This window comes from Rhodococcoides kyotonense (assembly GCF_001645385.1).
Lineage (GTDB): Bacteria > Actinomycetota > Actinomycetes > Mycobacteriales > Mycobacteriaceae > Rhodococcoides > Rhodococcoides kyotonensis_B.
In genome coordinates this window covers 49415-76230 of the sequence record NZ_LVHI01000020.1, presented here as the reverse complement: position 1 = coordinate 76230, position 26816 = coordinate 49415, and the positions used below count along the sequence as shown (strand labels likewise).

General features: G+C 66.2%; 33 protein-coding genes and 1 pseudogene. 7 read left to right on the top strand and 27 right to left on the bottom strand.

Going from position 1 to position 26816, the window contains the following annotated elements; genetic code table 11:
* A pseudogene (locus tag A3K89_RS26845) lies at window positions 1–142 on the top strand (IS30 family transposase); the annotation flags it as partial.
* A 22-nt stretch (window positions 143–164) separates the two neighbouring features.
* Here A3K89_RS26845 and A3K89_RS15325 read toward each other — a convergent pair.
* Both A3K89_RS15325 and A3K89_RS15320 read right to left on the bottom strand, forming a co-directional pair.
* Window positions 165–710 (bottom strand): Clp protease N-terminal domain-containing protein, encoded by a 546-nt coding sequence (locus A3K89_RS15325; protein WP_068427469.1) that lies wholly within the window; start codon window positions 708–710, stop codon window positions 165–167.
* Between the two features lie 3 nt (window positions 711–713).
* A complete protein-coding gene (locus tag A3K89_RS15320; RefSeq protein ID WP_068427468.1) occupies window positions 714–923 on the bottom strand; it encodes a hypothetical protein in 210 nt (69 codons plus the stop codon).
* Window positions 924–1031: 108 nt separating this feature from the next.
* On the opposite strand from A3K89_RS15320, the gene pepN reads away from it, so the two are divergent.
* Complete coding sequence (pepN, locus tag A3K89_RS15315) at window positions 1032–3482, top strand: aminopeptidase N (RefSeq protein ID WP_068427467.1); 2451 nt, start codon at window positions 1032–1034, stop codon at window positions 3480–3482.
* An 86-nt stretch (window positions 3483–3568) separates the two neighbouring features.
* On the opposite strand, the gene A3K89_RS15310 is transcribed toward pepN, so the two are convergent.
* Together A3K89_RS15310 and A3K89_RS15305 are read right to left on the bottom strand one after the other, a co-directional pair.
* On the bottom strand, window positions 3569–4657 hold the full coding sequence (locus A3K89_RS15310) for a PLP-dependent cysteine synthase family protein (protein ID WP_068427462.1): 1089 nt from the start codon (window positions 4655–4657) through the stop codon (window positions 3569–3571).
* Complete coding sequence (locus A3K89_RS15305) at window positions 4657–4977, bottom strand: DUF4229 domain-containing protein (protein WP_068427461.1); 321 nt, start codon at window positions 4975–4977, stop codon at window positions 4657–4659. Before A3K89_RS15305 ends, A3K89_RS15310 begins: the two co-directional genes overlap by 1 nt.
* Before the next feature lie 236 nt (window positions 4978–5213).
* Between A3K89_RS15305 and A3K89_RS15300 the strand changes: the two genes are divergently transcribed.
* On the top strand, window positions 5214–5426 hold the full coding sequence (locus A3K89_RS15300; RefSeq protein ID WP_068427505.1) for a BldC family transcriptional regulator: 213 nt from the start codon (window positions 5214–5216) through the stop codon (window positions 5424–5426).
* 100 nt (window positions 5427–5526) lie between these two features.
* On the top strand, window positions 5527–5727 hold the full coding sequence (locus A3K89_RS15295; protein ID WP_068427459.1) for a hypothetical protein: 201 nt from the start codon (window positions 5527–5529) through the stop codon (window positions 5725–5727).
* Window positions 5728–5766: 39 nt separating this feature from the next.
* Here the strand turns inward: A3K89_RS15295 and A3K89_RS15290 are convergent, their stop codons facing one another.
* The 8 genes from A3K89_RS15290 to A3K89_RS15255 all read right to left on the bottom strand — a co-directional run bounded on the left by A3K89_RS15290 (window position 5767) and on the right by A3K89_RS15255 (window position 13433).
* A complete protein-coding gene (locus A3K89_RS15290) occupies window positions 5767–6816 on the bottom strand; it encodes a MinD/ParA family ATP-binding protein (RefSeq protein ID WP_068427503.1) in 1050 nt (349 codons plus the stop codon).
* 84 nt (window positions 6817–6900) lie between these two features.
* Complete coding sequence (gene ccsB / locus A3K89_RS15285; RefSeq protein WP_068427458.1) at window positions 6901–7869, bottom strand: c-type cytochrome biogenesis protein CcsB; 969 nt, start codon at window positions 7867–7869, stop codon at window positions 6901–6903.
* Window positions 7870–7872: 3 nt separating this feature from the next.
* Window positions 7873–9534: a cytochrome c biogenesis protein ResB gene (resB, locus tag A3K89_RS15280; protein WP_068427457.1), complete on the bottom strand. Its 1662-nt coding sequence runs from the start codon at window positions 9532–9534 to the stop codon at window positions 7873–7875.
* A complete protein-coding gene (locus A3K89_RS15275) occupies window positions 9531–10349 on the bottom strand; it encodes a cytochrome c biogenesis CcdA family protein (protein WP_068427456.1) in 819 nt (272 codons plus the stop codon). Before A3K89_RS15275 ends, resB begins: the two co-directional genes overlap by 4 nt.
* On the bottom strand, window positions 10346–10939 hold the full coding sequence (locus A3K89_RS15270) for a TlpA disulfide reductase family protein (protein WP_068427454.1): 594 nt from the start codon (window positions 10937–10939) through the stop codon (window positions 10346–10348). Before A3K89_RS15270 ends, A3K89_RS15275 begins: the two co-directional genes overlap by 4 nt.
* Window positions 10932–11615, bottom strand: a complete 684-nt coding sequence (locus A3K89_RS15265) for a histidine phosphatase family protein (protein WP_371828808.1) — start codon at window positions 11613–11615, stop codon at window positions 10932–10934. Before A3K89_RS15265 ends, A3K89_RS15270 begins: the two co-directional genes overlap by 8 nt.
* On the bottom strand, window positions 11612–12934 hold the full coding sequence (gene hemL / locus A3K89_RS15260) for a glutamate-1-semialdehyde 2,1-aminomutase (protein ID WP_068427451.1): 1323 nt from the start codon (window positions 12932–12934) through the stop codon (window positions 11612–11614). Before hemL ends, A3K89_RS15265 begins: the two co-directional genes overlap by 4 nt.
* A gap of 52 nt (window positions 12935–12986) precedes the next feature.
* A complete protein-coding gene (locus A3K89_RS15255) occupies window positions 12987–13433 on the bottom strand; it encodes a DUF1707 SHOCT-like domain-containing protein (RefSeq protein ID WP_068427450.1) in 447 nt (148 codons plus the stop codon).
* Between the two features lie 145 nt (window positions 13434–13578).
* On the opposite strand from A3K89_RS15255, the gene A3K89_RS25795 reads away from it, so the two are divergent.
* A complete protein-coding gene (locus A3K89_RS25795; protein WP_157105354.1) occupies window positions 13579–13758 on the top strand; it encodes a hypothetical protein in 180 nt (59 codons plus the stop codon).
* A gap of 19 nt (window positions 13759–13777) precedes the next feature.
* Here the strand turns inward: A3K89_RS25795 and A3K89_RS15250 are convergent, their stop codons facing one another.
* The 4 genes from A3K89_RS15250 to A3K89_RS15235 all read right to left on the bottom strand — a co-directional run bounded on the left by A3K89_RS15250 (window position 13778) and on the right by A3K89_RS15235 (window position 17571).
* Window positions 13778–14317: a hypothetical protein gene (locus A3K89_RS15250; RefSeq protein ID WP_068427449.1), complete on the bottom strand. Its 540-nt coding sequence runs from the start codon at window positions 14315–14317 to the stop codon at window positions 13778–13780.
* A 158-nt stretch (window positions 14318–14475) separates the two neighbouring features.
* Window positions 14476–15144 (bottom strand): dethiobiotin synthase, encoded by a 669-nt coding sequence (gene bioD / locus A3K89_RS15245; protein ID WP_068427447.1) that lies wholly within the window; start codon window positions 15142–15144, stop codon window positions 14476–14478.
* Window positions 15141–16283 (bottom strand): 8-amino-7-oxononanoate synthase, encoded by a 1143-nt coding sequence (locus A3K89_RS15240; RefSeq protein WP_068427446.1) that lies wholly within the window; start codon window positions 16281–16283, stop codon window positions 15141–15143. Before A3K89_RS15240 ends, bioD begins: the two co-directional genes overlap by 4 nt.
* A 19-nt stretch (window positions 16284–16302) precedes the next feature.
* Window positions 16303–17571 (bottom strand): adenosylmethionine--8-amino-7-oxononanoate transaminase, encoded by a 1269-nt coding sequence (locus A3K89_RS15235; RefSeq protein ID WP_068427445.1) that lies wholly within the window; start codon window positions 17569–17571, stop codon window positions 16303–16305.
* Between the two features lie 72 nt (window positions 17572–17643).
* On the opposite strand from A3K89_RS15235, the gene A3K89_RS15230 reads away from it, so the two are divergent.
* Entirely contained in the window at window positions 17644–17850 is a 207-nt protein-coding gene (locus A3K89_RS15230) for an inositol 2-dehydrogenase (protein ID WP_068427444.1), read from the top strand.
* 45 nt (window positions 17851–17895) lie between these two features.
* Window positions 17896–19860, top strand: coding sequence for an acyl-CoA dehydrogenase family protein (locus A3K89_RS15225; protein WP_068427443.1), 1965 nt, complete (start codon window positions 17896–17898; stop codon window positions 19858–19860).
* 257 nt (window positions 19861–20117) lie between these two features.
* Here A3K89_RS15225 and A3K89_RS15220 read toward each other — a convergent pair whose 3' ends face one another.
* The 11 genes from A3K89_RS15220 to A3K89_RS15175 form a co-directional block, all read right to left on the bottom strand.
* Window positions 20118–21287: a PQQ-dependent sugar dehydrogenase gene (locus A3K89_RS15220; RefSeq protein WP_068427499.1), complete on the bottom strand. Its 1170-nt coding sequence runs from the start codon at window positions 21285–21287 to the stop codon at window positions 20118–20120.
* 92 nt (window positions 21288–21379) lie between these two features.
* Window positions 21380–21583 (bottom strand): heavy-metal-associated domain-containing protein, encoded by a 204-nt coding sequence (locus A3K89_RS15215; protein WP_371828807.1) that lies wholly within the window; start codon window positions 21581–21583, stop codon window positions 21380–21382.
* A 36-nt stretch (window positions 21584–21619) separates the two neighbouring features.
* On the bottom strand, window positions 21620–21901 hold the full coding sequence (locus tag A3K89_RS15210) for a metal-sensitive transcriptional regulator (protein WP_068427494.1): 282 nt from the start codon (window positions 21899–21901) through the stop codon (window positions 21620–21622).
* Window positions 21902–21917: 16 nt separating this feature from the next.
* Entirely contained in the window at window positions 21918–22166 is a 249-nt protein-coding gene (locus A3K89_RS15205) for a hypothetical protein (RefSeq protein ID WP_068427441.1), read from the bottom strand.
* Window positions 22163–22639: a hypothetical protein gene (locus A3K89_RS15200; RefSeq protein ID WP_068427438.1), complete on the bottom strand. Its 477-nt coding sequence runs from the start codon at window positions 22637–22639 to the stop codon at window positions 22163–22165. The genes A3K89_RS15205 and A3K89_RS15200 overlap by 4 nt, the downstream gene beginning before the upstream one ends.
* A complete protein-coding gene (locus A3K89_RS15195) occupies window positions 22632–23072 on the bottom strand; it encodes a hypothetical protein (protein ID WP_084423820.1) in 441 nt (146 codons plus the stop codon). Before A3K89_RS15195 ends, A3K89_RS15200 begins: the two co-directional genes overlap by 8 nt.
* Window positions 23073–23089: 17 nt before the next feature.
* Window positions 23090–23269: a hypothetical protein gene (locus A3K89_RS15190; RefSeq protein ID WP_068427436.1), complete on the bottom strand. Its 180-nt coding sequence runs from the start codon at window positions 23267–23269 to the stop codon at window positions 23090–23092.
* A gap of 86 nt (window positions 23270–23355) precedes the next feature.
* Window positions 23356–23481, bottom strand: a complete 126-nt coding sequence (locus A3K89_RS26600; RefSeq protein ID WP_261768920.1) for a hypothetical protein — start codon at window positions 23479–23481, stop codon at window positions 23356–23358.
* Between the two features lie 96 nt (window positions 23482–23577).
* Complete coding sequence (locus A3K89_RS15185) at window positions 23578–24183, bottom strand: hypothetical protein (RefSeq protein ID WP_068427435.1); 606 nt, start codon at window positions 24181–24183, stop codon at window positions 23578–23580.
* A complete protein-coding gene (gene hemB / locus A3K89_RS15180; RefSeq protein ID WP_068427433.1) occupies window positions 24180–25154 on the bottom strand; it encodes a porphobilinogen synthase in 975 nt (324 codons plus the stop codon). Before hemB ends, A3K89_RS15185 begins: the two co-directional genes overlap by 4 nt.
* A 74-nt stretch (window positions 25155–25228) precedes the next feature.
* Complete coding sequence (locus A3K89_RS15175; RefSeq protein WP_068427431.1) at window positions 25229–26791, bottom strand: uroporphyrinogen-III synthase; 1563 nt, start codon at window positions 26789–26791, stop codon at window positions 25229–25231.
* Between the last annotated feature and the right edge of the window lie 25 nt (window positions 26792–26816).

Below are 26816 nucleotides of genomic sequence, written 5' to 3'. Positions count from 1 at the left end.
CAAAGGCACCGATCTGTCCGTTCACTCCCCGGAACGGCTCGCCGAGGTCGAGGACCTACTCAACAACCGTCCCCGTAGGACCCTCGGATGGGATACTCCTCTGAAGGCATACGACAAGACGCTCGTTGCGATGACCGCTTGAGACCGCCTACATTGCCACTCACCTAGGCAGCTCTGTTCAGCCATTCCGCGATCCGCCGACGCAACCGACCCGGATCACGCACGACGGCGGTGAAGCTGTCGTCCGCTCCCCTGATCAACCCGAGCAGTAGATGTTCGGATCGGATCTCGGCGTCCTTGCGCGCAATGGCTTCGCGCAGAGACAGTTCGATTCCCTTCTTCGCGGCCGGTGCGAACGGAATGTGCCCGGTGCGCCGAAGCCATCCCCGCTTCTCCTCGGCCGGTCGGTCCAACGCGCCCTCACCGAACGACGCTTCGAGACTCGCACGCACGGCGTCCAAATCGATGCCTATCGACTCCAAGGCCTTCGCGTCGTCGTCGCCGAGCGCACGACCGTCCGCCAGCGTCGCCCGCACCGAGTCGACGGTGAATCCCTCCGCATCGAGCACCGACCGAAGCAACGAATCCGCCGTGTCGATGATGCCCAGAAAGACGTGTGCCGGTTCGATTTTCGACGCCTTCTGCTCGCGCGCGAATTCCTGAGCGGCGACGACTGCCATGCGCGCGCTGCCGGTGAATCGTTCGAACATCTCCTACCTCCCGTTGTGCTTCTTGTGCACGGCTTGCTTGCTGACGTCGAGGGCGTCGGCGATGGCCTGCCAGGACCATCCCTGCCTGCGCGCATTCGTCACCTGAATCGCTTCGAGCCGCTCGAGCAGCCTGCGCAGCGCGAGGACGGCGCGCAGACCCTCACTCGGATCGGGACTGCCTGCTGCGGCGGCGAGAGTCGTTGCTTCGGTCATGGTTGTCAATCTAGGTTGACGGGACGCGTTCGTCAACCCACGTTGACACCCTACGTGCGTGCGAATGTACAGCCGGCTATACATTCGCGCGCACGTAAGGTTTCACCCATGAGCACCGCGAACCTGACCCGGACCGAAACCCGCCGCCGCTCGCGCCACATCGACAACGTCACCTATCGCGTCGAACTCGATCTGCGCGGCGCCGTCGGCGACTCGGCGACCACGTTCGGTACGCGCACGACCATCACGTTCGACGCCTCGACCCCCGCCACCTGGCTCGACTTCATCGGCGCCGAGGTCAAATCGGTCACCCTCGACGGTGCCGACGTCCCGGTCGAGTACGACGGTGCGCGCATCCAACTGGTCGGACTCGGCAAATCCAACACCGTCGTCGTCGACGCGGTGGGACGCTACAGCCGGACGGGCGAGGGCCTGCATCGCTTCGTCGATCCCGTCGACGACGAGGTCTACCTGTACACGCAGTACGAACCCGCCGACGCACGACGGGTCTTCGCGAACTTCGAACAGCCGGACATCAAGGCGCCGTTCACGTTCCAGGTACAGGCCCCGGAGAACTGGGAGGTCCTGTCCAACCGAACCGGCACCACGAACGGATCGACGACGACGTTCGAGCCGACGCTCCCGATCTCCACGTACATCACCGCGATCGCCGCCGGCCCGTACCACCGCGCCGAATCGGTGTGGCAGCGCAGCGATCTCACCGTCGAACTCGGGGCACTGTGCAGAAAGTCCCTCGCCGAGCACTTCGATCCCGACGACATCTTCGAGATCACGAAGCAGGGCCTCGACTTCTTCCACGAGAAGTTCGACTTCCCCTACCCGTTCGGCAAGTACGACCAGATCTTCGTTCCCGAGTACAATCTCGGCGCCATGGAGAACCCGGGACTCGTGACCTTCACCGAGTCGTACGTGTTCCGTTCCGCCGCAACCGAAGCGCAGTACGAGCAGCGCGCCAACACGATCCTGCACGAGATGGCACACATGTGGTTCGGCGACCTCGTGACGATGGAGTGGTGGGACGACCTGTGGCTCAAGGAGTCGTTCGCCGACTTCATGGGCGCGTTCGCATCCGCACACGCCACGCGCTTCACCGACGCGTGGGTCAGCTTCGCGAACCGCCGCAAGGCATGGGCATATCTGCAGGACCAGCTTCCGACGACGCATCCCATCGTCGCCGACATCCCGGACCTCGAAGCCGCGAAACTGAACTTCGACGGCATCACCTACGCCAAGGGCGCCAGCGTCCTCAAGCAACTCGCGGCATACGTCGGCGAGGATGCGTTCTTCGAGGCGTCACGCCGCTACTTCGCCGAATTCGCCTACGGGAACACCACTCTCGCAGACTTGCTGACGCACGCGTCCGCAGCATCCGGGCGGAACCTGGAGGACTGGTCCGCAGCGTGGTTGCAGACGACGGGCGTCTCGACGCTGACCTACACCGGCACGGGCATCGAGCAGACCGACCCGCGACCGCATCGCATCGCCGTCGGCCTGTACGACGCGGACGTCGACGGCACCATCGTGCGCACGTCGCGTCGCGAGATCGACCTGGTCGACGCGTTCACACCGCTCGAACTTCCCAGCGCCGCACTGGTTCTCCTGAACGACGACGATCTCACCTACGCGAAGATCCGATTCGACGACCGTTCGCTCGACACCATTCGTACGTCGCTGGGAAGCGTCGTCGATCCCCTCGCGCGCGGGTTGATCTGGTCGGCACTGTGGAACGCGACGCGTGATGCGCAGCTCGACCCGCGCACCTACCTCGACATCGCGTCGCGCTTCGCTGCATCGGAGAGCAAGGTCGGCGTTCTGGCGGCGGTCGTCGCCAACGCTCAGTACGCGATCGATCACTACCTCGCCGATTCTGTTGCGGCAGCCGATGATTGGCTCGCCACGTGCTGGTCACAGCTCGAAACCGCGGACCCGGGCAGCGACGCTCAGATCGTGTGGCTGCGCGCCGTCGCCGCCGCTGCGTCACGCTCCGACGTGCGATCCGGGCAGCTCGACCGCGTTCTGGACGGCACTCTGCCGATCGAAGGAATCGACCTCGATCCCGAACAGCGATGGATGCTGCTGAAGGCCGTCAGCGCCCGCGGAAACGCATCGCCGACGCGTCTCGACGCCGAATTGCAGACGGACGGAACGGCGTCGAGTCGTAACTCGCATCGCGCCGCGACGGCCGCGATGCCGAACGCCGACGCCAAGGCCACGGCATGGGCGGATCTGTTCGACTCCGACGAGCTGTCCAACGACGCGGTCGACGCGGCCGTGTGGGGATTCCGAGCCGGGGGCCGTCGCGATCTGCTCGAACCGTACGACGAACGCTACTTCGCCTCGATCGCCGATCTGTGGTCGACGCGCAGTATCGAGATCGCCCGACGCCTCGTCGTGGGTCTGTTCCCGCAGCAGGATTCGACCGACGCCGCCGACGCCTGGCTCGCGGCGCACGAATGGGCGCCCGCCGCGCTGCGGCGCCTGGTCGTCGAGCAGCGTGATCACCTCGCGCGCGCGTTGACGGTGCAGCGGGCGTTCTGAGCCCGTGGCCGCGCAGGTTGCAGCGCACGCGCAGGTTGCAACCTGCGCATCTGCTGGAACCTGCGCGGCGGACGGCTGACTACGACCTAGACCCTGAACTCCCCGGTCCGAGCGAACCCCTCCAACGTCGCCGTCGGACCGGTCAGGTCCATCCCCTGCCCTGCTACCCAGTCGTCGTCGAAATACGTTCCGGCATAGCGCTCTCCGCCGTCGCACAGCAGTGTGACGACGCTGCCCTTCTTCCCGGCGGCGATCATGTCGGAGATCAGGCCGAAGGCTCCCCAGAGGTTGGTTCCGGTGGAGCCGCCGACGCGTCGGCCGAGCACCGTCGAGGCGTGCCGGGCGGCGGCGACGGATGCAGCGTCGGGAACGGCAATCATTCGGTCGATGACCTGGCCGACGAACGACGGTTCGACGATGGGCCGTCCGATTCCTTCGATACGCGACGGTTTGCCGGTCGAGAAGCCCGCGTCACCGGTCTCGTAGCCACCGATGAACGCCGAGTTCTCGGGATCGACGACGGCCAGACGCGTCGCATGACGCCGGTAGCGGATGTAGCGGCCGATCGTGGCGCTCGTCCCGCCGGTGCCCGCTCCGACGACGATCCACGTGGGGATCGGCGACTCTTCCTTGCCGAGCTGGTCGAAGATCGATTCGGCGATGTTGTTGTTGCCGCGCCAGTCCGTTGCGCGCTCGGCGTGCGTGAACTGGTCCATGTAGTGCGAGTGCGGCTCCGCCGCCAGCCGGTGCGCCTCGGTGTACATCGACGCGGGGTCGTCGACGAAATGGCAACGCCCGCCGTGGGATTCGATCAGTGCGATTTTCGCGGGGCTCGTGCTGCGCGGCATGATGGCGACGAATTTCAGGCCGAGCAGCCGCGCGAAGTACGCCTCGCTGACGGCCGTCGACCCGGACGACGCTTCGATGACCGTCGTGTTCTCGGTGACCCAGCCGTTGCAGATCGCGTACAGGAACAACGACCGCGCCAGCCGGTGCTTGAGGCTGCCGGTGATGTGGGTCGACTCGTCCTTCAGGTAGAGCTGCACCCCCCACGCGCCCGGCAGCGGGTACCGCAGCAGGTGCGTGTCCGCGCTTCGTTGCGCGTCGGCGTCGATCAGCCGGACCGCGTTGTCGACCCACTCACGCGACACCGAGTGGTCGACGACGCGCGACACTACTGTCCGTCCTCGCCGCGCAGCTTCGCTTGCAGTTCGGCGCGGGCTCGGCGACGGCCCTCGTCGACCCCTGCGATGGATTCGTTGACGCGGATGCGGAGCGATTTGAACAGCACCAACGACAACGGTAACGAAATGAGGACGGCGAACACCGCAGCGACGAGAACGGGCACTTCGACACCGACGAGGAGACCGATGCCGATGATCGCGGCCGCGATGACAACGACGAGCAACAGCCGGGCTCCCGAGTAAAGCGCGACGTCACGGAACAGTTGTCCCTTGGTCGCGGTGGGCACGGGCTTGGCATTGCGTTCGTTCACGAACCCCAGGTTACCGCCCCGACCGCGCCCGATTCGGACCGCCTGACTTATCCGATTTGTCTATTACCTCCCCTTTACCAACTTTAGATCAGTCGAGTACCTAGGGGTTCGAGTGCCACCATGGAGCCCGACATCGAAAGTTGTTTCATTCACGTCACGGCAACGGCCGACGACGAGCAGCGAGAACGACCGGTTTCCGCGCTGCCGTGACACAGCATGCAGGAGGACACGACAAGATGAGCGCACCAACACTGCACAAGGCTCAGGACGCATTGCTCACCCCGGGACAGGTAGCCGCGCTCTTCCACGTCGATCCGAAGACCGTGACCCGCTGGGCACATGCAGGACGACTCGGATCGCTTCGCACTCCCGGAGGCCACCGTCGCTTTCGCGAGGCCGAGGTGATGCAGCTGCTGACCTCCCTCACCACCGAGGCCGGTCACCGGTAGGTCGCCGTTCGACGCAGGCGCCGAATTCTCAGGAAACTGCGAGCCGCGTAGGGTGCCAACGGCTCCCCTGCGCGGCTACCCTCGTATGAGGAGGTGCGTCGTGATCTATCTTTTGGCGTTGATCGGTTTGATTGCAGTGATCGTGTTGTTCTGGAAGGCGTTCGGACCCACGCGTCAGGCGCCCGCAGGCAAGGTGATCGGCCCTGACGACGACCCTGAATTCCTGTGGCGCATGAACCGTGACGCGAAGCGTTCCGGCAAGGACGGCCCGGATACCAGCTCACCGGAACCGACCGAATAGACCTGCGGGACAACCGAAGAACACAGACCAGCCCGCTGCTCACGCGCGGGCTGGTCTCGTCTTACCGCCGCTCGACTCGTCGGCCTCGCGCGCTCGCTCGACGTCCCCCGGTCGATTGCTCGGGAATCCGGCGGCGACGGCGGCAGCGAGTTCCAGCAGAGCGTGCCTCGTACCGCGACGCAGTCGCTTCACGTCGATCTCGGCGCCTTCCTCGAGATGCGGGTCGAAGGGAACGATCACGACCTGCCTGCATCGCTGCTCGAAATGTTCGACGACCTTCGGTACATCCACCTTCCCCGCCCGTGGGCGGACAGCGTTGACGACCGCGACCGACGAACGCACGAGTTCCCGATGCCCGTGCGCGTCGAGCCAGTCCAACGTGGCCGACGCGCTGCGAGCTCCGTCCACCGAACTGGAGCTGACGACGACGAGCGCGTCGGACCCGGCGAGAATTCTGTCCATCGCCGAGTGCATCAACCCGGTTCCGCAATCGGTGAGCACGATGTTGTAGAACTTCTCGAGCAACGTGACGGTGCGGTCGTAGTCGCTGCCGCTGAACGCGTCCGACACTGCCGGGTCGGAATCCGACGCGAGCACCTCGAGCCGATACCGATTCTGTGACGTGTACGCGCGGACGTCGCTGTAACGACGCAGATCGTCGATGTCCCGCAACAAATTTCGTACCGTCGCGGGGGTCTCCGTCGGCACCTTCTGACTCAGTGTGCCGCGGTCCGGATTGGCATCGACGGCGATCACGCGGTCGCCGCGGATGCTTGCGAACGTCGAGCCGAGCGTCGCCGTCGTCGTGGTCTTCCCAACGCCACCCTTGAGGCTGAGGACCGAGACGCGGTAGCAGCCGACGAGGTGGCGGTCGACCTGCGTGGTCAGGCGAAGCCATCGTTCGTCGCGGGCGCTGTTGCCGACGTGAACGCGTCGGCCGGTGACCTCGTACAGCCACCGACGCCACCCCGAATGCGGCGGCGGTGAGGCCGTCTTGATCAGCAGGGCGTTGGTCAGATCGAGCGCCGACGCCTGCACGACGGGCGGCAGGCGTTCCGGCTCGGGTGCGGCAGGCTCCCCAGTGCCCACCGATTGCCACGACGTCGTCTTCTGTTCGGCCACGAGCGATCCCCCATCGCTGTCGACTGCTCCCCCGACGCCGGAGGCTACCAGCTAGTTCAGACCGGCATACGAATGGAGACCCGAGACGACCATGTTGATGATGAAGAGGTTGAACAGCATGGCGATGAATCCGGCGACGTTGATCCAGGCCGCACGGGTGTTACGCCATCCCGACGTCGCACGGGCATGCAGGTACGCCGCGTAGACGATCCAGGTGATGAACGACATCGTCTCCTTGGGATCCCAGCCCCAGAAGCGGCCCCACGCCGCCTCGGCCCAGATGGCGCCGAGGATGACGCCCGCACCGAACAGTGGGAACGCGACGATGGTGGTCTTGTACGCAAGCCGGTCGAGCGCCTGGGCGTCCGGAAGCTTGGACGCGAAACGACCCCAGAAGCCGGTGCCCTCCTGTCCGGGCTCGTTCCGGATGCGGAGCAGGAAGAGCACGCTGGCCACACCCGACACAAGGAAGATGCCGCTGCCGACGCTGACGATGGTGACGTGGATCGGCAGCCAGTACGACCGAAGCGCGGGAACGACGGGTGCCGCGTCGGCGTAGAGCTTGGTCGCCGCCAGGAACATCAGAACGATGACCGGAGCGAGCACGAACACCAGCATCGGACGCATGGACCGCCTACGCAGCAGCAAGATCGATGTCAGGGTCGCGGCCGCGGTAGCCATCGCGACGAACTCGTACATGTTGCCGAGCGGGAAGCGATCGGTGGCGAAACCACGCAGCACGACCGACGCCGCGTGCAGCGCCAGCGCCGGGAACAGCAGTGCGTAGCCCATGCCCGCGAGGCGGTCGGACATCGGGCGCTTCGGAGTCTCGACTACACGGCCGGGCACATCTTTAGCCGTGACAGGTGCACCACTGCCGACCAGATCACGCGCCTGCGCCTTCGACGCCTTCATCGATGCGTACTGCGCGGTGAGCAGGATGAACGCAAGCACGTAGATCGTGAACGCGGATTCGAAGCACAGATCGCTGTAGTGCGCGAGTGTCTCGTTGATCGGCATCGGTCAGTTCTCCTGGTTGGTCCGGTCAGCGGTGGGCCGGTCTGCAGTGGACACGTCACCGATCAGCTTCTCGCAGAGCCTGTCGAACTCGTCTCCCCAGCCCGCCTGATCGGTACGGGCGAGCCCGCCAAGCTCTACTACAGTACGTCGTGTATCGGGTTCCGTGGTGAGCCGGACCCAGACGCGACGTCGTTTGACGATCAGCGAGACCAGCAGGCCACCCATCATCGTCAGCGCGAACACGAGCACCCACGTCTGCGCGGGGTCGTGCGAGACCTGCAGGTTCACGAATTCCTCGGCGCCGTCGAAGCGGACGGTCGTGCCGTCGGAGAGCGTCGACGTCTCCCCCGGCTTCAGGTTCACTCGATCCTGCTTGACGAGCCTGCCCTGATTGATCATTTCCTTGTTCAGCGAGAACAACGACTGCGGGTAGCCGGTGTCCAGACCGGTGTCACCCTTGTAGATGTCGACGGCGACGGCCGGATCCGTCATGGCCGGATAGCTCGACGACAACAGGTTGCCGTGGAAGAACGCCGTCGGCGCGAACAGTCCCTCGATCGCGATCTGATTCTTGCGACGCTCGGTCGCGTCGGGATAGAGGCCGCCGGGCGGGTCGATCCGCAGCACGCCGCTGGAGAGGAACGTCGTCGCATCCGTCGGCTGCCACTGGATGGTCTCGGTGCGGGTCTCGCCGTTCGGGAACGTCACCGTGAACGTCGGCGCGTACCCGTGCCCCTGCAGGTAGACACGGTCGCCAGCGACGCGCAACGGGTGGTTGACCTGCAGCGTGTCGTCACGCCAGACGTTGTTCGTCAGGTCGTCGCCCGCCTGATATTCGATGTTCGACGTGAACATCTCGGCCTGGCCGTTGTCGAGGTAGTCGGCCTTGAAGTCCTTGACGCGGATGCACAGCGGCTCGAGGCCGGTGCCGTCGACGAGCTGGCCGGCACGGAACCCGTCGTAGATCGCGGGCGACGTGCTGCAGAATCCGGGGCCGTCGTTGGCGATGACGACGACGTTGCCTTCGTAGCCGAGGAGTTTGCCGAGAGCGATCGCCGCGAGCAATCCGACGAGCGACAGGTGAAAGACGAGGTTGCCGAACTCGCGGAGGTAGCCCCTCTCGGCCGAGAGAGTCACGGTGTCGCCGGAACCCCTGCGAGCGACCCGCCACCCACGTAGCTGCGCCGCGACCTTGTCGGCGGTGTTCTCCGCCGACTCGTCGGTCGTGTAGGTGCGGTGGTGAGGCAGACGCGCGAGATTGCGAGGCGTCGGAACGGGCTTGGTGCGCAATGCGCGTCCGTGTTCGACGCACCGCGGCACGATACAGCCGACGAGCGAGATGAACAGCAACGCGTAGATCGCGGTGAACCAGAAGCTGGAGAAGACGTCGAACAGTTCGAGCTTGTCCATGAGCGGGCCGAGAGTCGGCCGGGCTGCGATGTATTCGTCGACCTTGCCCGAGTTCAGGCTTCGCTGCGGAACCAGCGCGCCGGGAATGGCCGCGAACGCGAGGAGGAACAGCAGAACCAGCGCGGTGCGCATGCTGGTGAGACTGCGCCACGTGTTGCGCACCAACGCAAGTGCGCGTCCACCCGCGGACTGACGCGGCGGGTTCTGCGACGGCTCGGCGTCGAGGTCCGTCGTATTGCTGGTCGTATAACTCATATGGGAAGCACCACATCGGACACGAAAGCGTCGCGGACCCAGCCCACGAACACGTCCCACGCACCCGTGACGAGTGCAATTCCTACTGCTATCAACATGATTCCGCCGAACACCTGTATCTGTCGTGCATGGGTGCGAAGCCATCCGACTCCGCGAAGAGCGCTGGCCGAACCGAACGCGAGAATCACGAACGGCAGGCCGAGTCCGAGGCAGTACGCGACGATCAGCACGACGCCTCGTGCCGCCGTCGCACCCTCGGTTCCCGCTGCGAGCGAGATGACACCTGCGAGCGTCGGCCCGAGGCACGGCGTCCAGCCGAGCGCGAACACACCGCCGAGGAGGGGCGCACCGACGAGGCTGCCGATTCGACGCGGCTCGAACCGGACGTCGCGCTGCAGCGCAGGCACGAGACCGATGAACACCAGGCCCATCGCGATGGTGACGACACCGCCGATGCGCATCAGCAGGTCACGGTTGACCGACAGCACCGAAATCGCACCGAACACCGTCGCCGTGGCCAGCACGAACACGACGGTGAAGCCGAGCACGAACAGTCCGGCGGCACCGGCGACCCGTAGCTTCGTCGACGTCCGAACCTTCGTCGTCGCGGCTTCCGACGCGGTCACCGCGGGCGCGTCGGCGCCGACGACACCCGCGAGGTACGACAGGTAGCCCGGTACGAGCGGCACGACGCACGGCGACGCGAACGACACCAGACCGGCGAGCAGGCAGACGCCGAGCGCGAGGACGAGAGGGCCCGTCGACGCCGTCGTCTGGAACGTCTCGCCTATCCCTGCCAGATGGACCGTGCTCACTGCTGACCTGACTCCTCGCCCGCGACTCGTTCGACGACGGGCTGCAGATCCTCGGCGAGGAGCTCACGCAGGAACACCGCGGCGACGCGGTGCTGCTTGTCGAGCACGATCGTGGTCGGAACGACCGACGTCGGGATACCACCGAGCGCGGACAACGTTCGCATCGGCGGGTCGTAGATCGACGGGTACGTCACCTTGTTGTCGATGACGAAGTCCTGAGCCTTGTCCTGGGCGTTGTCGCGAACGTTGATGCCGAGAAACTGAACACCGAGATCCTTGGTGCTCTCGAAGACCTGCTCGAGGTCGTCGGCTTCGCCGCGGCACGGGCCACACCACTGGCCCCACACGTTGAGCACGACGGCTTTGCCCTCGTAGTCGTCGAGCGAGGTGGTCTTGCCCTCTTCCATCAGGTCGGGGCCGGACAGCTCACCGATGGTGCCTCGATCCGACGGCGGATCGTAGTAGATCTCGGTCTGCCCACCGGGCGAGACGAAGTCGAACGTGCCGCCCGTCGCGACCGCGTCGGTGCCCGTCGCGCAGCCTGCGGTGACGGCGACGACAGCAAGAGCAGAGGCCAGAACCTTACGCACCGGAGACCCTTGGATCGCTGGCACCCGCAGGTTCGGAGTAGACGATGTCGACGAGCGTGTCGCCTTCGTAGACGAGCGACGTCAGCGACGCGAGCCCGCACTGACGGTGCCGCGGGTCGTGCCACAGACGATCGCCCTGGAGAAAGCGTCGCAGCGTCCAGACCGGGAGCTGATGGCTGACGCAGACCGCCTCGTGTCCGACGGCCGCGACCCGTGCCGCGTTGACGGCAGCGAGCATGCGATGCGCGATCTGCAGGTACGGCTCGCCCCACGACGGGGTGAACGGGTCGCGCAGCTTCCACCAATGTCGCGGGCGACGCAGCGCGCCGTCGCCGACGGAGACGCGCAGACCCTCGAAGTCGTTTCCGGCCTCGATCAGGTTCGCGTCCTCGGCGATCGTCAGGCCGTGGGCCTGCGCGATCGGCGCCGCGGTCTCCTGTGCGCGCTGCAGCGGCGATGCCACGACGTGAGTGATGTCGTGGCCGGCGAGAGCGCGGGCCACCGCAGCAGCCTGCGACTGGCCCGTGACGGACAGCCGGAAACCGGGCAGGCGTCCGTACAGAATGCCCTTCGGGTTGTGCACTTCCCCGTGACGCAGAACATGCACGATGGTCCGCGTCGCCTGATGCGGATGGGTCTCGCTGGAGTCGGATGTGCTGGGCACAGGGCTGCTCACTTGGTTCCTGCTTCTGCTCGGGCCGCCGCGCGGGCTGCATGGGGAAGGGCGTCGGCGATGATCTCGAACGCGGCGTCGTCGAGTGCCGCAGACACGAACCACGCTTCGAACGCGCTCGGCGGCGGGTAGACCCCGCGGGCGAGCGCCTCATGGAAGAAGGCCGGATAGCGCCACGTCTCCGCAGCCTTGGCACCCGCGTAGTCGGTGACGGGACCGTCCGAGAAGAACACGCTCACCATAGTGCCTGCGAACTGCACGTGATGACGAACGCCTGCCTCGGTCAACGCGTCGCCGAGCAGGCCGCCGAGACGCTCGGAATTCTTCTGCAGCTTCTCGTAGACGGCCGCGTCGGCCAGCTGCAGGCTCGCCAAGCCCGCCGCAACGGCGACGGGATTACCGGACAACGTGCCCGCCTGGTAGACCGGTCCGGCGGGTGCCAGGTAAGCCATGACGTCGGCGCGTCCTCCGAAGGCCGCGGCAGGCAGGCCACCGCTCATGACCTTGCCGAAGGTGTAGAGGTCACCGGCGATGCCGTCGATGCCGTACCAGCCGGCGGCGCTGACGCGGAAGCCCGTCATCACCTCGTCCATGATCAACAGCGCGCCGTTGTCCGTGGCCAGGCGTCGAAGACCGGCGTTGAAGCCGGGGACAGGCGGGACCGCGCCCATGTTGCCTGCCGCGGCCTCGGTGATGATGCACGCGATCTGGTCCGGGTTCTCGGCGAAGACCGCTTCGACGGCCGCGAGGTCGTTGTAGGGAACGACGATGGTGTCCGACGCCTGTGCGCCGGTGACGCCGGGCGACGTCGGCAGCCCGAACGTGGCGAGGCCGGATCCGGCGTCGGCGAGCAACGCGTCGACGTGTCCGTGATAGCAGCCGGAGAACTTGACGATCTTGGTGCGGCCGGTGAATCCACGTGCCAACCGGACGGCGCTCATCGTGGCCTCTGTGCCGGAATTCACAAGCCGAACCTGGTCGACGGGACCCACGCGGCGCACGATTTCCTCCGCGAGCGCGATCTCCCGCTCGGTCGGTGCGCCGAAGGACAGGCCGGTCGACGCGGCCTTCTGAACGGCGTCGACGACGGCCGGATGTGCATGCCCGTGGATCATCGGACCCCACGAGCAGATGAGGTCGACGTACTTGTTTCCGTCGGCGTCCGTCATCGTGTATCCGCTGGCCTCGGTGATGAACCGAGGAGTTCCACCCACCGAGTGGAATGCGCGCACCGGGGAGTTCACACCACCCGGGATGACAGCGCTTGCGCGCTCGAAGAGCTGGGCCGAAACTTCGGGCTCGTAGCCGGGGGAAACAGTCACGAAACCCAGTGTCCCAGGTTTGCCGATCTCGCCAACTACAGGGCGTAATAATTCAGCGCTTCTCGTCCTCGTCGTCGTCCTTGTCGTCCGGCACGAAGATCATCGCGACGAGGATCAACGCCCAGATGCCCAGCGGCCACCCGGGCCAGTACCCGTTCGATTCGCCGTCGGAGATCGACTGGAACCCCCAGATCCCGGTCATGATGACGGCGCCGCCGAACCACCAGCGCCACTCGTCTAAGTACTCCCGCCATTCCTTGGAGCTCGTCGACTCGGCGGGCGGATCGGCAGGCTTCTCGACGGGAAGATCGTCGGTGAGTCGGGCGAGTTCGCCGCGCGTCGACGATGTCCAGACGGCGTCGAGCCGCTGCTCGTACTCGGCCATCGTCAGTCGTCCCTCGGCCATGGCCGTACCGAGAAACCTGGCCGTGTCCTCACGTTCTGCAGTTCCGACGCGAATCCGGTCGGCCCTGCCGTCGAACCTCTCCATATCGCTCATGACGCGCCCTTCGATCGAGAAACGCACTGTCCGAAATGTCAGGTTACCGAGACCTGGTTACGTCCGGCTGCCGAGAGTAGTTTGGGATGAGTCGGCGATACGGATTTCGTGTCGCACAGGCGGACCGTGTCGGGAGGTCATCGACGTGACTACATCACAGAAGTCGATCGCCGAAATGAGTTCGGACGATCTCTGCGACTTGTACGACAAGCTGAGAAGCGAAGTACGAGAAGCCATTCAAACGAACGCACCCGCCGAGCTCGTTCTCCAGGCTGAGAACGAGCTGCGGCGGGTGGGCAATCAGTTGCGGCGACGCGGCCTCTAGGTCGGACCCGGTCCGTACATCACTGGGGCCGGCGATGCTCGCCGACGTGATTCGGGTCGACGACGTGATTCCGATCGGTCCGACCGGTGTCGACATGCCTGCCGTCGGGGCCGGCGGGGTTCTGCTGCGCGGCGGGGTTCTGTGCTGCGTGATCGCGGCCGTGGTGTTCCTGAACCCGGTGTTCCTGGGTCCCGTGTTCCTGGGTCCGGCCTCCGGTCTTCACATCCGGGTCGACCTTGTTCGCGCGGGCGAATTCGGCGTCGAGCTCGTCGCGTGACGTTGCAGCATCCCCCTGGTGTTCCTGGGCCTGCAGCGAGAGCCTGCGCGCCTCGGCGGCCTTGGCTTCCGCGTCGGCCTCGGCGCGACGAGCCTTTGCCGCACTTTCGTCGGCGATGGCCTGCTGACGTTCCACGTCGGTGGCCCGCTCGGCGGCCTTCTCACGGATGCGATTCGCTTCGGCCCGTTTGGCCGTTTGCTGTTTACGAGACAGCGCCAGTGCGAGTGCGACGACGATCAGAACGACGACGACCGCAATGATGATCCAGACTGCTGTGTTCATGTCCGCTCCCCAACCTAGTAGTCGTGGGTGCGGATACCCGGCGCAGCGCTGGGCAAACGGAAGCGGCTGCGCCGCACGTGCGCGAGAGGCGGCTGCGCCGCACGTGCGCGCGAATGTGCAGCGGGTAGGAGCGAAGCCTGCGGAGCGACCAGAAGGCGCTATACATTCGCATGCACGGGGCGTAGCCATCCGGGCGCGTCGGCGACGAAGCTCTCGCGGGTGCGCGATCCTGCGCCCGCAGGCACGCGGCCGATCAGGGGCACGCCGGTGACGTCGGGAAGTTCGGCGAGGTTGGTGACAGCAGCGAGATCGGGGTCCGCCGGCCAGGAGCCGATGATCAGCCCCGCGCAGTGGACGCCGGCTGCGGCGAGGGCATCCGTCGTGAGCTGCGAATGGTTCAGCGTGCCGAGCCCGGCGCTGCACACGACGACGACCGGCACGTTCAGGCGCCGAGCGACGTCCAGCAGCGTGAAGTCGCCGAACCGGACGAGGAGGCCGCCTGCACCTTCGACGAGCACGAGGTCGCTGTCGATCGCGTCGATGCCCGCCGCCACGTCGTCGAGAGCCAGCTCGGGCAGTCCGGCGCGACGCGCAGCGACGTTCGGAGCGAGCGGATCCGGATAGCGGGCGAATTCGTGGAGCCGGTCGACGCCGGTGAGCCGTTCGATCTCGGCCAAGTCCCCCGGCTCACCTGGAAGCACACCGGTCTGCGCAGGTTTGCACACCGCAACCGACTTGCCCGACGCCTGAGCCGTCGCCGCCAGGGCCGCAGTGACCACGGTCTTTCCGACATCCGTCGACGTCCCGGTCACGATCAGAGCCGTCATGCCGCTGCTCGATCGAGAATCGAGCCGAGGACCTGCGCGACGCGATTCAGCTCGTCCTCGGTCAACGTCGCACGTGCGGTCAGCCGCAGCCTCGACGTCCCCACCGGGACCGACGGTGGCCGGAAGCAGCCGACGTGCACGCCCTGTTCGCGCGCGTCGTCGGCAGCGCGGACCGCTGTGTCGGGGTCGCCGAGGACGACGGACACCACGGCCGACTGCGAGTGCGGGACGCCCGCGATATCGGCGAGACGGTCGGCGCGCTCGCGCACGGCGGCGGCTCGTTCGGGCTCGTTCCTCAGCACGGTCAACGCAGCCGACGCCGCCCCGACGGCTGCAGGCGCGAGCCCGGTGTCGAAGACGAACGGCCGCGCGGTGTCGATCAGATGGTCCCGGACGGCAGCCGGGCCGAGCACGACGCCTCCCTGCGACGCAAGCGATTTCGACAACGTGGCCGTGACGACGATGTCCGGCGCCCCGTCGAGGCCTTGCTCCTGGACATACCCACGACCGCCCGTTCCTCGCACGCCGAGCCCGTGGGCTTCGTCCACGACGAGCAGCGCCTCGTGCGCTCTGCTCAGCCGGTGCAATTCGTGGAGCGGGGCGAGCTCACCGTCGGCGCTGAACACCGAGTCGGTGACGACGAGGGCGCGCTCCTCGGAACGCTCCCGAAGCACGTGTTCGACGCGCGCCAGGTCCGTGCGGTCGTAGATCTCGACGCGCGCCCTCGACAACCGACAGGCATCGACGAGCGATGCATGGGAGTGCGCGTCGGACAACACGAGCGACCCGCGGCCGGACAGTGCGGTGACCGCCGCCAGATTCGCGGTGTAGCCGGACGAGAAGACGAGCGCGGACTCCGCGCCCATGAACGTCGACAGGGCGTGCTCGAGTTGGTCGTGCAACGTCGTGGTGCCGGTGACCAGGCGCGATCCCGTCGCACCGGTTCCGAACGCTCGCGTTGCCGCGCAGGCCGCATCGACGACGTCGGGATGCCGCACGAGGCCGAGGTAGTCGTTCGACGCGAGGTCGATCATTCGATCGGCGGTTGTACGCGCACGCAGCACGCGGTGCAGCCCCGAGTTCCGTCGGTGCTGGGCCGCGTCGGTCAGCCAGTCGAGTGTCGCCACGCGAGCGACCATACTTGAACGGTGTTCAAGTTCAAACCGTCGACGCAACCGCCACCATCGCCCTCGTGATGGCGTCGACGTCGTTTCCGCTGCACACGTACGGTGGCATGGCGTAGACGAGCTTGCCGAACGGACGCAGCCACACGCCCTCTCGGATCGCCGCGTCGGTCGCGCGTTGCATGTCGACGGGTTCGTGCATCTCGACGACGCCGATGCCGCCGAGGACGCGGACGTCGGCCACACCGGGGAGGTCACCGGCCTCCGCGAGGCCCACGCGCAATCCGGACTCGAGGGCCGCGACCTCGCCCTGCCAGTCGCGTTCCAGCAGTAACTCGACGGCCGCGACCGCCACCGCACACGCGAGCGGATTGCCCATGAACGTCGGGCCGTGCATCAGTCCGCCTGCCTCGCCCGCGCTGATCGCAGCAGCCACGTCCGCGGTGCACAGCGTCGCCGCCAACGTCATGTATCCGCCGGTCAGAGCCTTGCCGACGCACATCACGTCCGGCGTCACGGACACGTGGTCCGCAGCGAACAACGCGCCGGTGCGGCCGAAACCGGTGGCGATCTCGTCGAAAACAAGCAGCACGCCGTGCTCGTCTGCCATGCGTCGGAGTTCGGTGAGATACCGCGGATCGTGGAAGCGCATCCCGCCCGCCCCCTGCACGACGGGTTCGACGACGATCGCGGCGATCTCGTCGGCCCGCGCCGCGAGGATGGTCTCGAACTCGACGACGTAGTCGGCGTCGAACTCGCGCGGCGGCGACGGCGCGAAGATCTGCTGCGTCAGCACGTTCGTCCACAGCGCGTGCATACCGCCGTCGGGATCGCAGATGCTCATCGGCGCGAACGTGTCGCCGTGATAACCCCCGCGCCACGTGAGCAGCCGGTTCTTGCCGGGCCGACCGCACGCACGCCAGTACTGGATACACATCTTGACCGCGACCTCGACCGACACCGAACCCGAATCCGCGAAGAACACTTTCTCCAGACCGTGCGGGGTGATGGCGACCAACAGCTCGGCCAGACGCGCCGCCGGGTGGTGGGTCAGGCCGCCGAACATGACGTGAGCCATCCGGCCCAACTGGTCCCGGGCGGCCGCGTCGAGAACGGGGTGGCGGTAGCCGTGGACGGCGGCCCACCACGAGCTCATGCCGTCGATCAATTCGGTGCCGTCGGCGAGCCGCAGCCGAACCCCGTCCGCACTCTCGACGACGAGCGGAGTCGTCGAGCTGGGGAATCCGCCATATGGATGCCACACGTGGTCGGCATCGATCCGAAGTATCCGTGAAGTATCGATGGTCCGACACCCTACGTAACGGCCCGCGAATCGTGTAACGCCCGTGTTACCACTGCATTACACTCGGTGCGCATGGAGGCACAACACGAACCCGCGCGGTACTCCTGGCCGGATGGTTTCCGGGAACACCTCATCCGCGAACTCGACGGTTTCAGCCCCATCGTGACCCGAGCCATCGAGGACGGCGGCGCGTCGCTGTTTCACGACGGTCCGTACGGGCGTAGCAGCTTCTGGTCGCGTGTGCGCGCGTTCGGCCGCGAATACCTGTGGCCGTCCTGATCTCGAAGTAGGTTTATCGGACCGCGCGACAGGTTACCGTCGAGTATGGCAACCACCTCGGAGCATCTGCGTAACACATTGGACGGTCGCTGGCGCGACGTGAAGAACGAGGCCCGCGCACAACTCGTCCGGGACGAGTTCCGCCCGCACTACACACCCAACACCGTCATCGCGCGGACGAAGGCGCTCGAGCAACTGAAGCTGCTCGCGCAGCACGGCGCAGCCGACGACGGTTTCAAGAAGGAACACGGCGGCACCGGCGACGTCGGCGCAGCCGTCACGATGATCGAGATGCTCGCCATGTCCGACCTGTCGCTCATGGTCAAGGCAGGCGTCCAGTGGGGCCTGTTCGGCGGCGCGATCGAGAACCTGGGCACCGAACGCCACCACGAAGCGTATGTCCGACGCCTCATCGACCTCGACCTGCTCGGCTGCTTCGCGATGACCGAGACCGGCCACGGCAGCGACGTGCAATCGCTCGAGACGACGGCCACCTACGATCGCGAGACGGGCGAATTCGTCGTCCACTCTCCGACTCCGTCCTCGCGCAAGGACTACATCGGCGGCGCCGCCGAAACCGCCACCGTCGCAGCAGTGTTCGCGCAACTGATCACCGCCGGTCCGGGCGAGGAACCGGAAAGCCATGGCGTCCACTGTTTCTTCGTGCCGCTGCGCGACGAGAACGGCGACGACCTGCCGGGCGTCACGACGTCGGACTGTCAGTACAAGGGCGGTCTGCCCGGTGTCGACAACGGCCGCATCATGTTCGACCACGTCCGTATCCCCCGCGACAACCTGCTGAACAAGTACGCCGACGTCGCCGAGGACGGCACCTACTCGTCGCCGATCGAGAATCCCAGCCGACGCTTCTTCACGATGCTCGGCACGCTCATCCGCGGACGCGTCACCGTCGGCGGCAGCGCGGCAGCGGCGGCACGCGTCGCACTGGACATCGCGACGCGATACGCCCTGCAGCGCAGGCAGTTCTCGGCGCCGAAGTCCGACGAGGAAGTGCTGATCATGGACTACCTCGTCCATCAGCGCCGACTGTTCCCACTGATCGCGAAGTCGTACGCATTGCAGTTCGCGCAGAACGAGCTGGTCGCCAAACTGCACGAGCTGCAGACGGCCGACAACCCCGACGCCGAAGAGCAGCGCGAACTCGAATCCCGCGCAGCAGGATTGAAGGCCGCCAACACCTGGCACGCCACCAAGGCGATCCAGGAAGCACCCGAAGCATGCGGTGGCGCCGGCTATCTCGCCGAGAACCGGTTGATCTCCCTCAAGGCGGACACCGACGTGTTCACGACGTTCGAAGGTGACAATCACGTTCTGACGCAGCTCGTCGCCAAAGAACTTCTCACCGCGTACGCCGACGACATCAAGAGCATGAGCCCCGTCGAGTGGGTGCGTTTCGCGGCGGAGTTCGCGGGCGATCGCGTCGTCAAACGCACTGCGGCACAGACGATCATGCAGACCATCCTCGACAGCCGGCAGGACAACGAGGAAGAGGGTTCGCTGTTCAACCGCGGCACCCAGGTCAAGATGTTCGAAGACCGCGAAGACTACCTGCTGTCCACCGTCGCACGCCGTCTGCAGGGCAAGGCGAAGGAAATGAGCGCGTTCGACGCGTTCAACTCGGTCCAGGATCACGTGCTGCACGCGGCCAGCGCGCACATCGACCGCATCATCCTCGAGGCGTTCGTCGCCGGAATCTCGTCGTGCGAGGACGAGAAGGCGAAGGAAATCCTCGAGCAGGTGTGCGACCTGTACGCGCTGTCGGTCATCGACGAGGACAAGGCGTGGTTCATCGAGCACCGCTACCTGTCCACCGAACGCTCGAAGGCCGTGACCCGCGGAATCAACGAGCGCTGCCGAACCCTGCGCCCGCACGCCGTCGAACTCGTCGACGGACTCGGGGTGCCGGAACAGCTCCTCGGTGCAGCGATGCTCGGGCACCCGCAAGCGGGTACCGACGAAGAGGAAGCCGCGAACCCCAGCAAGGCCTGACGCTGCGCAGGCATTCCGGCCCGTGCCCACGTTCGGCCCCTGACCCCCGCCCGGGTCCGGACCCCCGCTCGGGACCGGACCCCGTTCGGCCCCTGACCCCCGCCCGGGACCGAATGACGCCCTCGGTCACTTTGAGTGACCGAGGGCGTCATTCGCTCACCTGGCGTCCCGCGGGATTCCGGAGCGAGGGCGTCCAACGGTCACTCAGAGTGAGCGAACGTCACCTTCGGTCCGGAAAACCCGGGCGGTCCGAAATACTAGGGGCTCGGCGTGACGCGCAGGACCCGGTCTCCGTTTCCGTTGTCCGTTGTCAACAGGAGCGATCCGTCGGCCAGCGGCTCCATCGACCGGAGTCGTCCGTACTCCCCTTCGAGTGCGACGGCTTCCTGCGCGACCTGGGTGCCGTCGTCGGTCAGCTTCAGGAACACCAGCTTCTGTCCCTGCTGGCTGGAGATGACTGCCGCACCGGCCCACTCACCCCAGGCCGAACCGTCGACGAAGGCGAGGTCGGGGGTCGCGATGGTCGGCTCGCCCGAACTCCAGACGGCTCCGATCGCCCCGGGGACGCGTTCGGGGTCGGTCATCGGCACCGACTCGTCGTAGATCAACGGGTTTCGGTCGGGCTTGTAGCCGTAGTTCCCGCCGGCGACCAACAGGTTCAGCTCGTCGTCGCGGGTCGTTCCCTGCTCCACTTCGTACAGGCGATCGGTTCCCGGTTGGAACGCCAGACCCTGCACGTTCCGGTGACCGAGCGTGTACACGCGCCCTGGCGCATCGGCCGCCGCCGAACCGTCGGCATTCACGTGAAGAACCTTGCCGCCCAACGAGTTTCGATCCTGAGGAACGCTGGGCGACGCCGTGTCACCGGTCCCGATGAAAAGAGTGCCGTCGGGCGCAGCCAGAATTCGACAGCCTCCGTGCCGACCGGTTGCAGCGACGGGGATGTCGTCGACGACGGTCTGCGTGCGGGTCAGGGTGGTCCACTCCGGATCGACGGTCCAGCGAAAGACTGCGATGCTGTTCCCACCATCGCCCGCACTGCCGGGCATCGCGCTGCCGGTTCCCAGCCCTTCGCCTTCGACACCCTGACACGTGTACAGCGCTCGGGACTCCGAGAAGTCCTGTGCCAGTTCGATTCCCATCAGACCGGTCTCACCCTGCGCATACAGGTCGTCGAGGTCCGCGGCCAGATCGGCGACGGTTCCGTCGGGTCGTTTGACGACGAAACGCCCGCTGCGCTCCCCGGTGAGAATTGCGCCGTCGGGCGCCACGACCACGTCCCAGGGCTTGTTCAACCCGTCGAGCTCGGTGGTCACCTGCAGTTCGGGCAGGTCAGGGCTGGGCTGCGCGCCCGCGCCCGACGAACAGGCGAGCGTCAGACAGACGCTCGCCGCGAGAACTCCGGTACCGGTCAGCGCTTTGTTCACGAACACTCCTCGACAGGGGTCGAATCAGGCTCATGACAAATACCACAGTAATCAATAGGTAAACCGGACTTCGTCGAAACGAACACCGCTGCTCACGATACGAGCGTGTAACCGGCTTCCGTGACGGCCGCGGCCACTGCCGAACTCTCGATTCCGTTGTCGCTGAACACCACGACGTTGCCCGTCGCGACGTCGACCTGCACGTCGGTGACACCCGCCAGTTCGGAAATCTCCTCGAAAACCGAAGCGGCACAATGCTGGCAGGTCATTCCCTCGACGACGTAACTGCTTTGCACTCCAACAACCTTCTCTCCGCTTGCTTTTCGCACGAATCAGGAACGGACGAGGCGAGCGATGGCGTCGGACGCCTCTTTCACCTTCGCATCCGCCTCAGGGCCACCCTTCTTGGCGGCCTCGACGACGCAACCCGCCAGGTGCGCGTCGAGCAGCTTGATCGAGACGGACTGCAACGCCTTGGTGGCGGCGGACACCTGGGTGAGGACGTCGATGCAATACCTGTCCTCGGCGACCATGCGCGAGATTCCGGCGATCTGACCCTCGATACGACGGAGCCTCTTCAAGAGGTCGTCCTGCTCGGTCGAGTAGCTGCTCATGCCGACCACCATACCCCTACCGGGTATGGGAACGCACCCACGACCACCGGCGAACCGCGTCGACGACCAGCAGACCTGCCACGACGACGCACACCGTGGCGATGGTGATCCACGACCCGGAGTACTGCGTGGAGGTGTAGGCCGGAGCGCCGTCGGGAACCGCCGCGTACCGATACACATCGACACCCACGTTCCAGCACACGACGGCGACGATCACGGCGACGACCGCTCCCACTGCCTCGAATGCGGCCACTGCTCTGCTCACACGATCTCCTTCTTGGCGTGCTCGAGGCCCGCTCGCAACCCGTCGTCGTCCTTGGCCCACGCCTGCACCAAGGCACCCCCGACCAGACGCAGCCCGATCGGATGGCGTCGACGCGGCACGCCGTGCAACTCGCCGAGCACGCGCGCGGTTTCCCACTTCTTCGGCTCGTAGTCGCCGTCCGCATAGTCGGCGGGCGGCAGGATCGCGTCGATGTCCGAGATGTCCAGCACCTCGGTTCCCTGTCGAAGCGCCGTGGGCGTGAGTTCGACACTGACGTGCCGACGCGCGGCCGTGACCTGCACGTACGTGAAGCCGACGAGCACGAGGGCGAAGATCCCGAGCGGGACCCAGTGCAAGACCGGGCCGGTCAGGAGTTCGACGATCAGTACGGCGATGCAGAACAGCGGACCCCACAGCAACGCCCGCCACCGCGCCCCCGGCTCGGTGAACAGCACAGGACCGGGTTCAGTCACCGTGGAACCACCGACGCGCCGACGGGCGGTAGACGAGCATGCATGCCGCGAGCAACACGAGTGCGATGGCCAGAAGTTCCTGGAACGCCCCGACCGCGAGCACGCCGAACACCAGCACCAGCGCGGCGAACCCCGACAGTGCGACGAGAATTCGCCGCACCATCGCGTGGCCGGCACGCACCGGTCCGGCGAGGAAACCCAGGGTCAGACCGAGTACCGCACAGACCACACCGATGACCCGAACGAACGACAGATACGAATCGATGTCCGCGGCGCTGTTGCCCTGCGATTCGAGAGCGGACCGCAGTTGGTCGACGGGAGCCGTCAGCGTCAGCAGGGCGACGAGAACGAGCAGGATAGCGGCCACCAGCCACAACACGTATGCGGCAGTGACGACTCCGGGCCGTGCACCGGCGGGAACACTGGTACTCACACGTACATACTGCCTGTTCAGCCCGTGACGAGCGCAGGCACCACGATGATCAGCGCGACGAGAATGCCGAGCGCCACCACCAGTCCGATGAGCAGCAGTTCACGACTGGTGCTGTGGGGACATTTCACTGTGGTGGTGTGCCTGGTGGAGTCGGCAGGAACGACCCAGCTGGACCGTCCTTCGGCGTCGAACTGCATGGGACTCCCCCTCGCACATCGCTGTGACGGCAATCACGGTACACCTGCACGAGTGCTCCGCGGAAGCGCCGAGGCGAGGGCGTGCGTCAGCCGGCGGTGAAGCCCAGGGCCATGATGAAGACAGCGACCGACACCGCAGCGAGAAGCCCCAGCAGCGCCCAGACGGGCCTGCCGCGTTCCTCGTCCTCGCGTCGAATTTCCGGTTGTGTCATCGCACTGGATCCGATCACTCGAAGTTCACTTACGAGTGATGCTAGTCACATGGTGCGCATGTGACGCATGAGACACGCGGGACTGACCGAACTACGTCAGCGAAATGGTTTCGGCGTACGCGACGCCAGGAAGTATTCGTTCGACTCCCTGCGGTGCATCAGGTAGATCGCACCCGCGGCCAGCACACCCTGCAGAATGCCTGCGACACCCAGGACGATCGCCATGGCGCCGTCGTTCGCACCGAATCCGAACAGCTGCGGGACGGTCAGAACAACGGTGGCCGTTCCGATCATCGTCAACACCATGCGGGCCCACATCCGACCCGTGCGCATCTTGTTCACCCAGTACAGGAACAACGCGGCGAATCCGGCCGCGATCAAGACCATCACGACGAGTGCCGCGATCAGGTAGTTCTCGGCGGTGTCGAGCGTCAGCGGGATGGACGCGTCCTGCGCCTTGATGTCGTCGACGAGTTGCTGCGCGAACACCGAGCGCTCCCCGTACACGACGACCAGCGTCGCCAACAGGTTGATCGTGCCGAGCAGCGCCACGCCCCACCAGAGGTGACGGGCAGTCTCGACGTCGACCGGCGCGGGCCTCGGCTTCGGTTCCAACGGAGGTGGGCCGTGCTCGGCTTCCCAACGTGCCCAATCGGGCTCGGGTGGCTGATGGCCGTTCTCCGGGTTCCAGGGAGTACTCACAGCCAGCCCGCCGCTTCCGTTGCCCAGTACGTCAACACGATGTCCGCACCCGCGCGGCGGATACTCGTCAGTGATTCCAGAATCGCGGCGTCACGGTCGATCCACCCGTTCTGCGCAGCCGCGGTGATCATCGAATACTCACCCGAGATCTGGTATGCGGCAACGGGAACCGGAGACATGTTCGCGACGTCGCGCAGAATGTCGAGGTAGGACATGGCGGGTTTGACCATCACCATGTCGGCGCCTTCGGCGAGATCGAGTTCGACCTCGTACGTCGCTTCGCGACGGTTCGCCGAATCCTGTTGATAGGTACGGCGATCGCCCTGCAACGACGACCCGACGGCCTCGCGGAACGGTCCGTAGAACGCCGACGCGTACTTCGCCGAGTACGCCAACTGGCCGACGTCGTGATGCCCGGCCGCGTCGAGCCCGGCACGAATCGCCGCGACCTGACCGTCCATCATTCCGCTCGGGCCGAGCAGGTGTGCACCCGAATCCGCTTGCGCCACAGCCATGTCGACGTATCGGGTGAGCGTCGCGTCGTTGTCGACGGCACCGCCCTCGGTCAGCACTCCACAGTGGCCGTGGTCGGTGAATTCGTCGAGGCACGTGTCGGCCATGATGACGGTGGCGTCACCGAGATCCGACTTCAGCCGTCGCAGACCGCGATTGAGGATTCCCTGCGGATCGGTGGCGCCGGAACCGTCGGCGTCCTTGTCCTCGGGCCGGGGAACGCCGAACAGCATCACGCCGCCGACGCCCGCAGCCACCGCTTCCTCGGCGGCCTTGCTCAGCGAATCGAGCGTGTGTTGGTAGACGCCCGGCATCGACGTGATCTCACGGGGAGCATCGATGCCGTCGGCGACGAACATCGGTAGCACGAGATGCCGTGGCTGCAGCGAGGTTTCGGCGACGAGTCGGCGGATCGCCGGCGTGCGACGCAGTCGGCGGGGGCGGTCTACTGGGAACACGGTGGAATGCCTCACTTCGTTCGGCACGTGCGTGGGAATGTATAGCCCGCTACACATTCCCACGCACATGCGCGTTAGCGCCTGCGACTCTTCTTCCGCGGAGGAGGCAACGCGCCCTCGGCGCGGAGGCGAGCTGCGTGCTCGGCCAGCGCCTCGATGAGCGGTCCCACCTGCGCGGTCTCGGGCTGCACGTCGACGCGCAGTCCGAATTCGACTGCGGTCTCGGCAGTCTTGGGCCCGATGCACGCGACGAGCGTGCGTGCATGCGGCTTACCGGCGATACCGACGAGGTTGCGCACCGTCGAACTCGACGTGAAGCAGACGGCGTCGAATCCACCGGTCTTGATCATCTCGCGGGTCTCGGCCGGCGGCGGCGCGGCGCGCACGGTGCGGTACGCGGTGACGTCGTCGATCTCCCAGCCGCGTTCACGCAGACCCTCGGCAAGCGTCTCGGTCGCAATGTCGGCGCGCGGCAACAGAACTCGATTGACCGGGTCGAAGACCTCGTCGTACGGCGGGAAGTCCTCGAGCAGTCCGAGGGACGACTGATCACCGGACGGCAGCAGTTCGGGGTTGATGCCGAACGAGCGGACCTTGGCGGCGGTTGCTTCGCCGACGCACGCGATCTTGACGCCCGAGAACGCACGCGCGTCCAGGCCGAACTCCTCGAACTTCTCCCACACGGCGCGCACGGCGTTCGTGGAGGTGAAGACAACCCACTGGTAACGGCCGTCGACCAGTCCCTTGACCGAACGCTCCATCTGCGCCGGGCTACGAGGCGGCTCGACGGCGATGGTCGGAACCTCGATCGGGATGGCTCCGTGCGTGACCAGCCGATCGCTCATCTCGCCTGCCTGGTCCTTGGTCCGCGGCACCAGCACGGTCCAGCCGTACAGTGCGCGAGATTCCCACCAGGACATCTTGTTTCGGCCGGAGACGACCTTGCCGACGGTCACGACGAGTGAGCCGACGAGTTCGCTGCCGGCGTCGTTGAGCGTCGCGAGCGTTGCCTCGACGGTGCGCTGCTGACGCGTCGTGCCGCGGACGGTGATCGCGGCGGGGGTCTGCGGTGCGAGTCCGTGCTCGACGAGCGCGCTCGCCGTCTCGGCCAGGTGACCGGACGTCGCGTGCAGCACGAGCGGGCCGGGAGCAGCGGCGAGCGCAGCCCAGTCGACCTCACCGCGCACGTCGGCTTCGGTGTGTCCCGATCCGAGGGCCATGCCGGCGTAGCTCGGCACGGCGGATCCGGACGGCAGACCGGGGAGCACCTCGAACTGCACGTGAGTGCGGGCGACCGCGGTGACCTCGGCGATGACGGAATCCGCGGTCAGCGGGTCGCCGGACACGAGGCGGATGACGTCGTGGCCGTTCTTGGCCTCGGTCAGCAAGGTCTTGGCGACCTCGGCGGGCTCGCCGAGTGCGGGACGGACGTCGACGCCGTTCTCACCCGTTTCCGGATCGCGCGGCAGGTCGTTGCCGACGAGTGCGATGACGCCCTGGTCGACGTCGGGATCGGTGAAGGCGAGTTCAGCGGCTCCGAGCACCTCGCGTGCTCGAACGGTGAGCAGAGCCGGGTCGCCCGGCCCCGACCCCACGAACAGGATCCGTCCGTTGGCGTTCTTGCGGACTGGGCTCATCGGTTGTTCTCCAGTGCTGTCTTGT

What these genes read in the sequence shown, in the direction of transcription:
- A3K89_RS15250 (WP_068427449.1), bottom strand. Translation starts at nt 14,317, where the DNA reads ATGAACACAGCAGTCTGGATCATCATTGCGGTCGTCGTCGTTCTGATC.
- A3K89_RS15320 (WP_068427468.1), bottom strand. Translation starts at nt 923, where the DNA reads ATGACCGAAGCAACGACTCTCGCCGCCGCAGCAGGCAGTCCCGATCCG.
- A3K89_RS15175 (WP_068427431.1), bottom strand. Translation starts at nt 26,791, where the DNA reads ATGAGCCCAGTCCGCAAGAACGCCAACGGACGGATCCTGTTCGTGGGG.
- A3K89_RS15225 (WP_068427443.1), top strand. Translation starts at nt 17,896, where the DNA reads ATGGCAACCACCTCGGAGCATCTGCGTAACACATTGGACGGTCGCTGG.
- ccsB (WP_068427458.1), bottom strand. Translation starts at nt 7,869, where the DNA reads ATGCCGATCAACGAGACACTCGCGCACTACAGCGATCTGTGCTTCGAA.
- A3K89_RS15210 (WP_068427494.1), bottom strand. Translation starts at nt 21,901, where the DNA reads ATGAGCAGCTACTCGACCGAGCAGGACGACCTCTTGAAGAGGCTCCGT.
- bioD (WP_068427447.1), bottom strand. Translation starts at nt 15,144, where the DNA reads ATGACGGCTCTGATCGTGACCGGGACGTCGACGGATGTCGGAAAGACC.
- A3K89_RS15325 (WP_068427469.1), bottom strand. Translation starts at nt 710, where the DNA reads ATGTTCGAACGATTCACCGGCAGCGCGCGCATGGCAGTCGTCGCCGCT.
- A3K89_RS15190 (WP_068427436.1), bottom strand. Translation starts at nt 23,269, where the DNA reads ATGCAGTTCGACGCCGAAGGACGGTCCAGCTGGGTCGTTCCTGCCGAC.
- A3K89_RS15255 (WP_068427450.1), bottom strand. Translation starts at nt 13,433, where the DNA reads ATGAGCGATATGGAGAGGTTCGACGGCAGGGCCGACCGGATTCGCGTC.
- resB (WP_068427457.1), bottom strand. Translation starts at nt 9,534, where the DNA reads ATGAGTTATACGACCAGCAATACGACGGACCTCGACGCCGAGCCGTCG.
- pepN (WP_068427467.1), top strand. Translation starts at nt 1,032, where the DNA reads ATGAGCACCGCGAACCTGACCCGGACCGAAACCCGCCGCCGCTCGCGC.
- A3K89_RS15230 (WP_068427444.1), top strand. Translation starts at nt 17,644, where the DNA reads ATGGAGGCACAACACGAACCCGCGCGGTACTCCTGGCCGGATGGTTTC.
- A3K89_RS15300 (WP_068427505.1), top strand. Translation starts at nt 5,214, where the DNA reads ATGAGCGCACCAACACTGCACAAGGCTCAGGACGCATTGCTCACCCCG.
- A3K89_RS15240 (WP_068427446.1), bottom strand. Translation starts at nt 16,283, where the DNA reads ATGGTCGCTCGCGTGGCGACACTCGACTGGCTGACCGACGCGGCCCAG.
- A3K89_RS26600 (WP_261768920.1), bottom strand. Translation starts at nt 23,481, where the DNA reads ATGACACAACCGGAAATTCGACGCGAGGACGAGGAACGCGGCAGGCCC.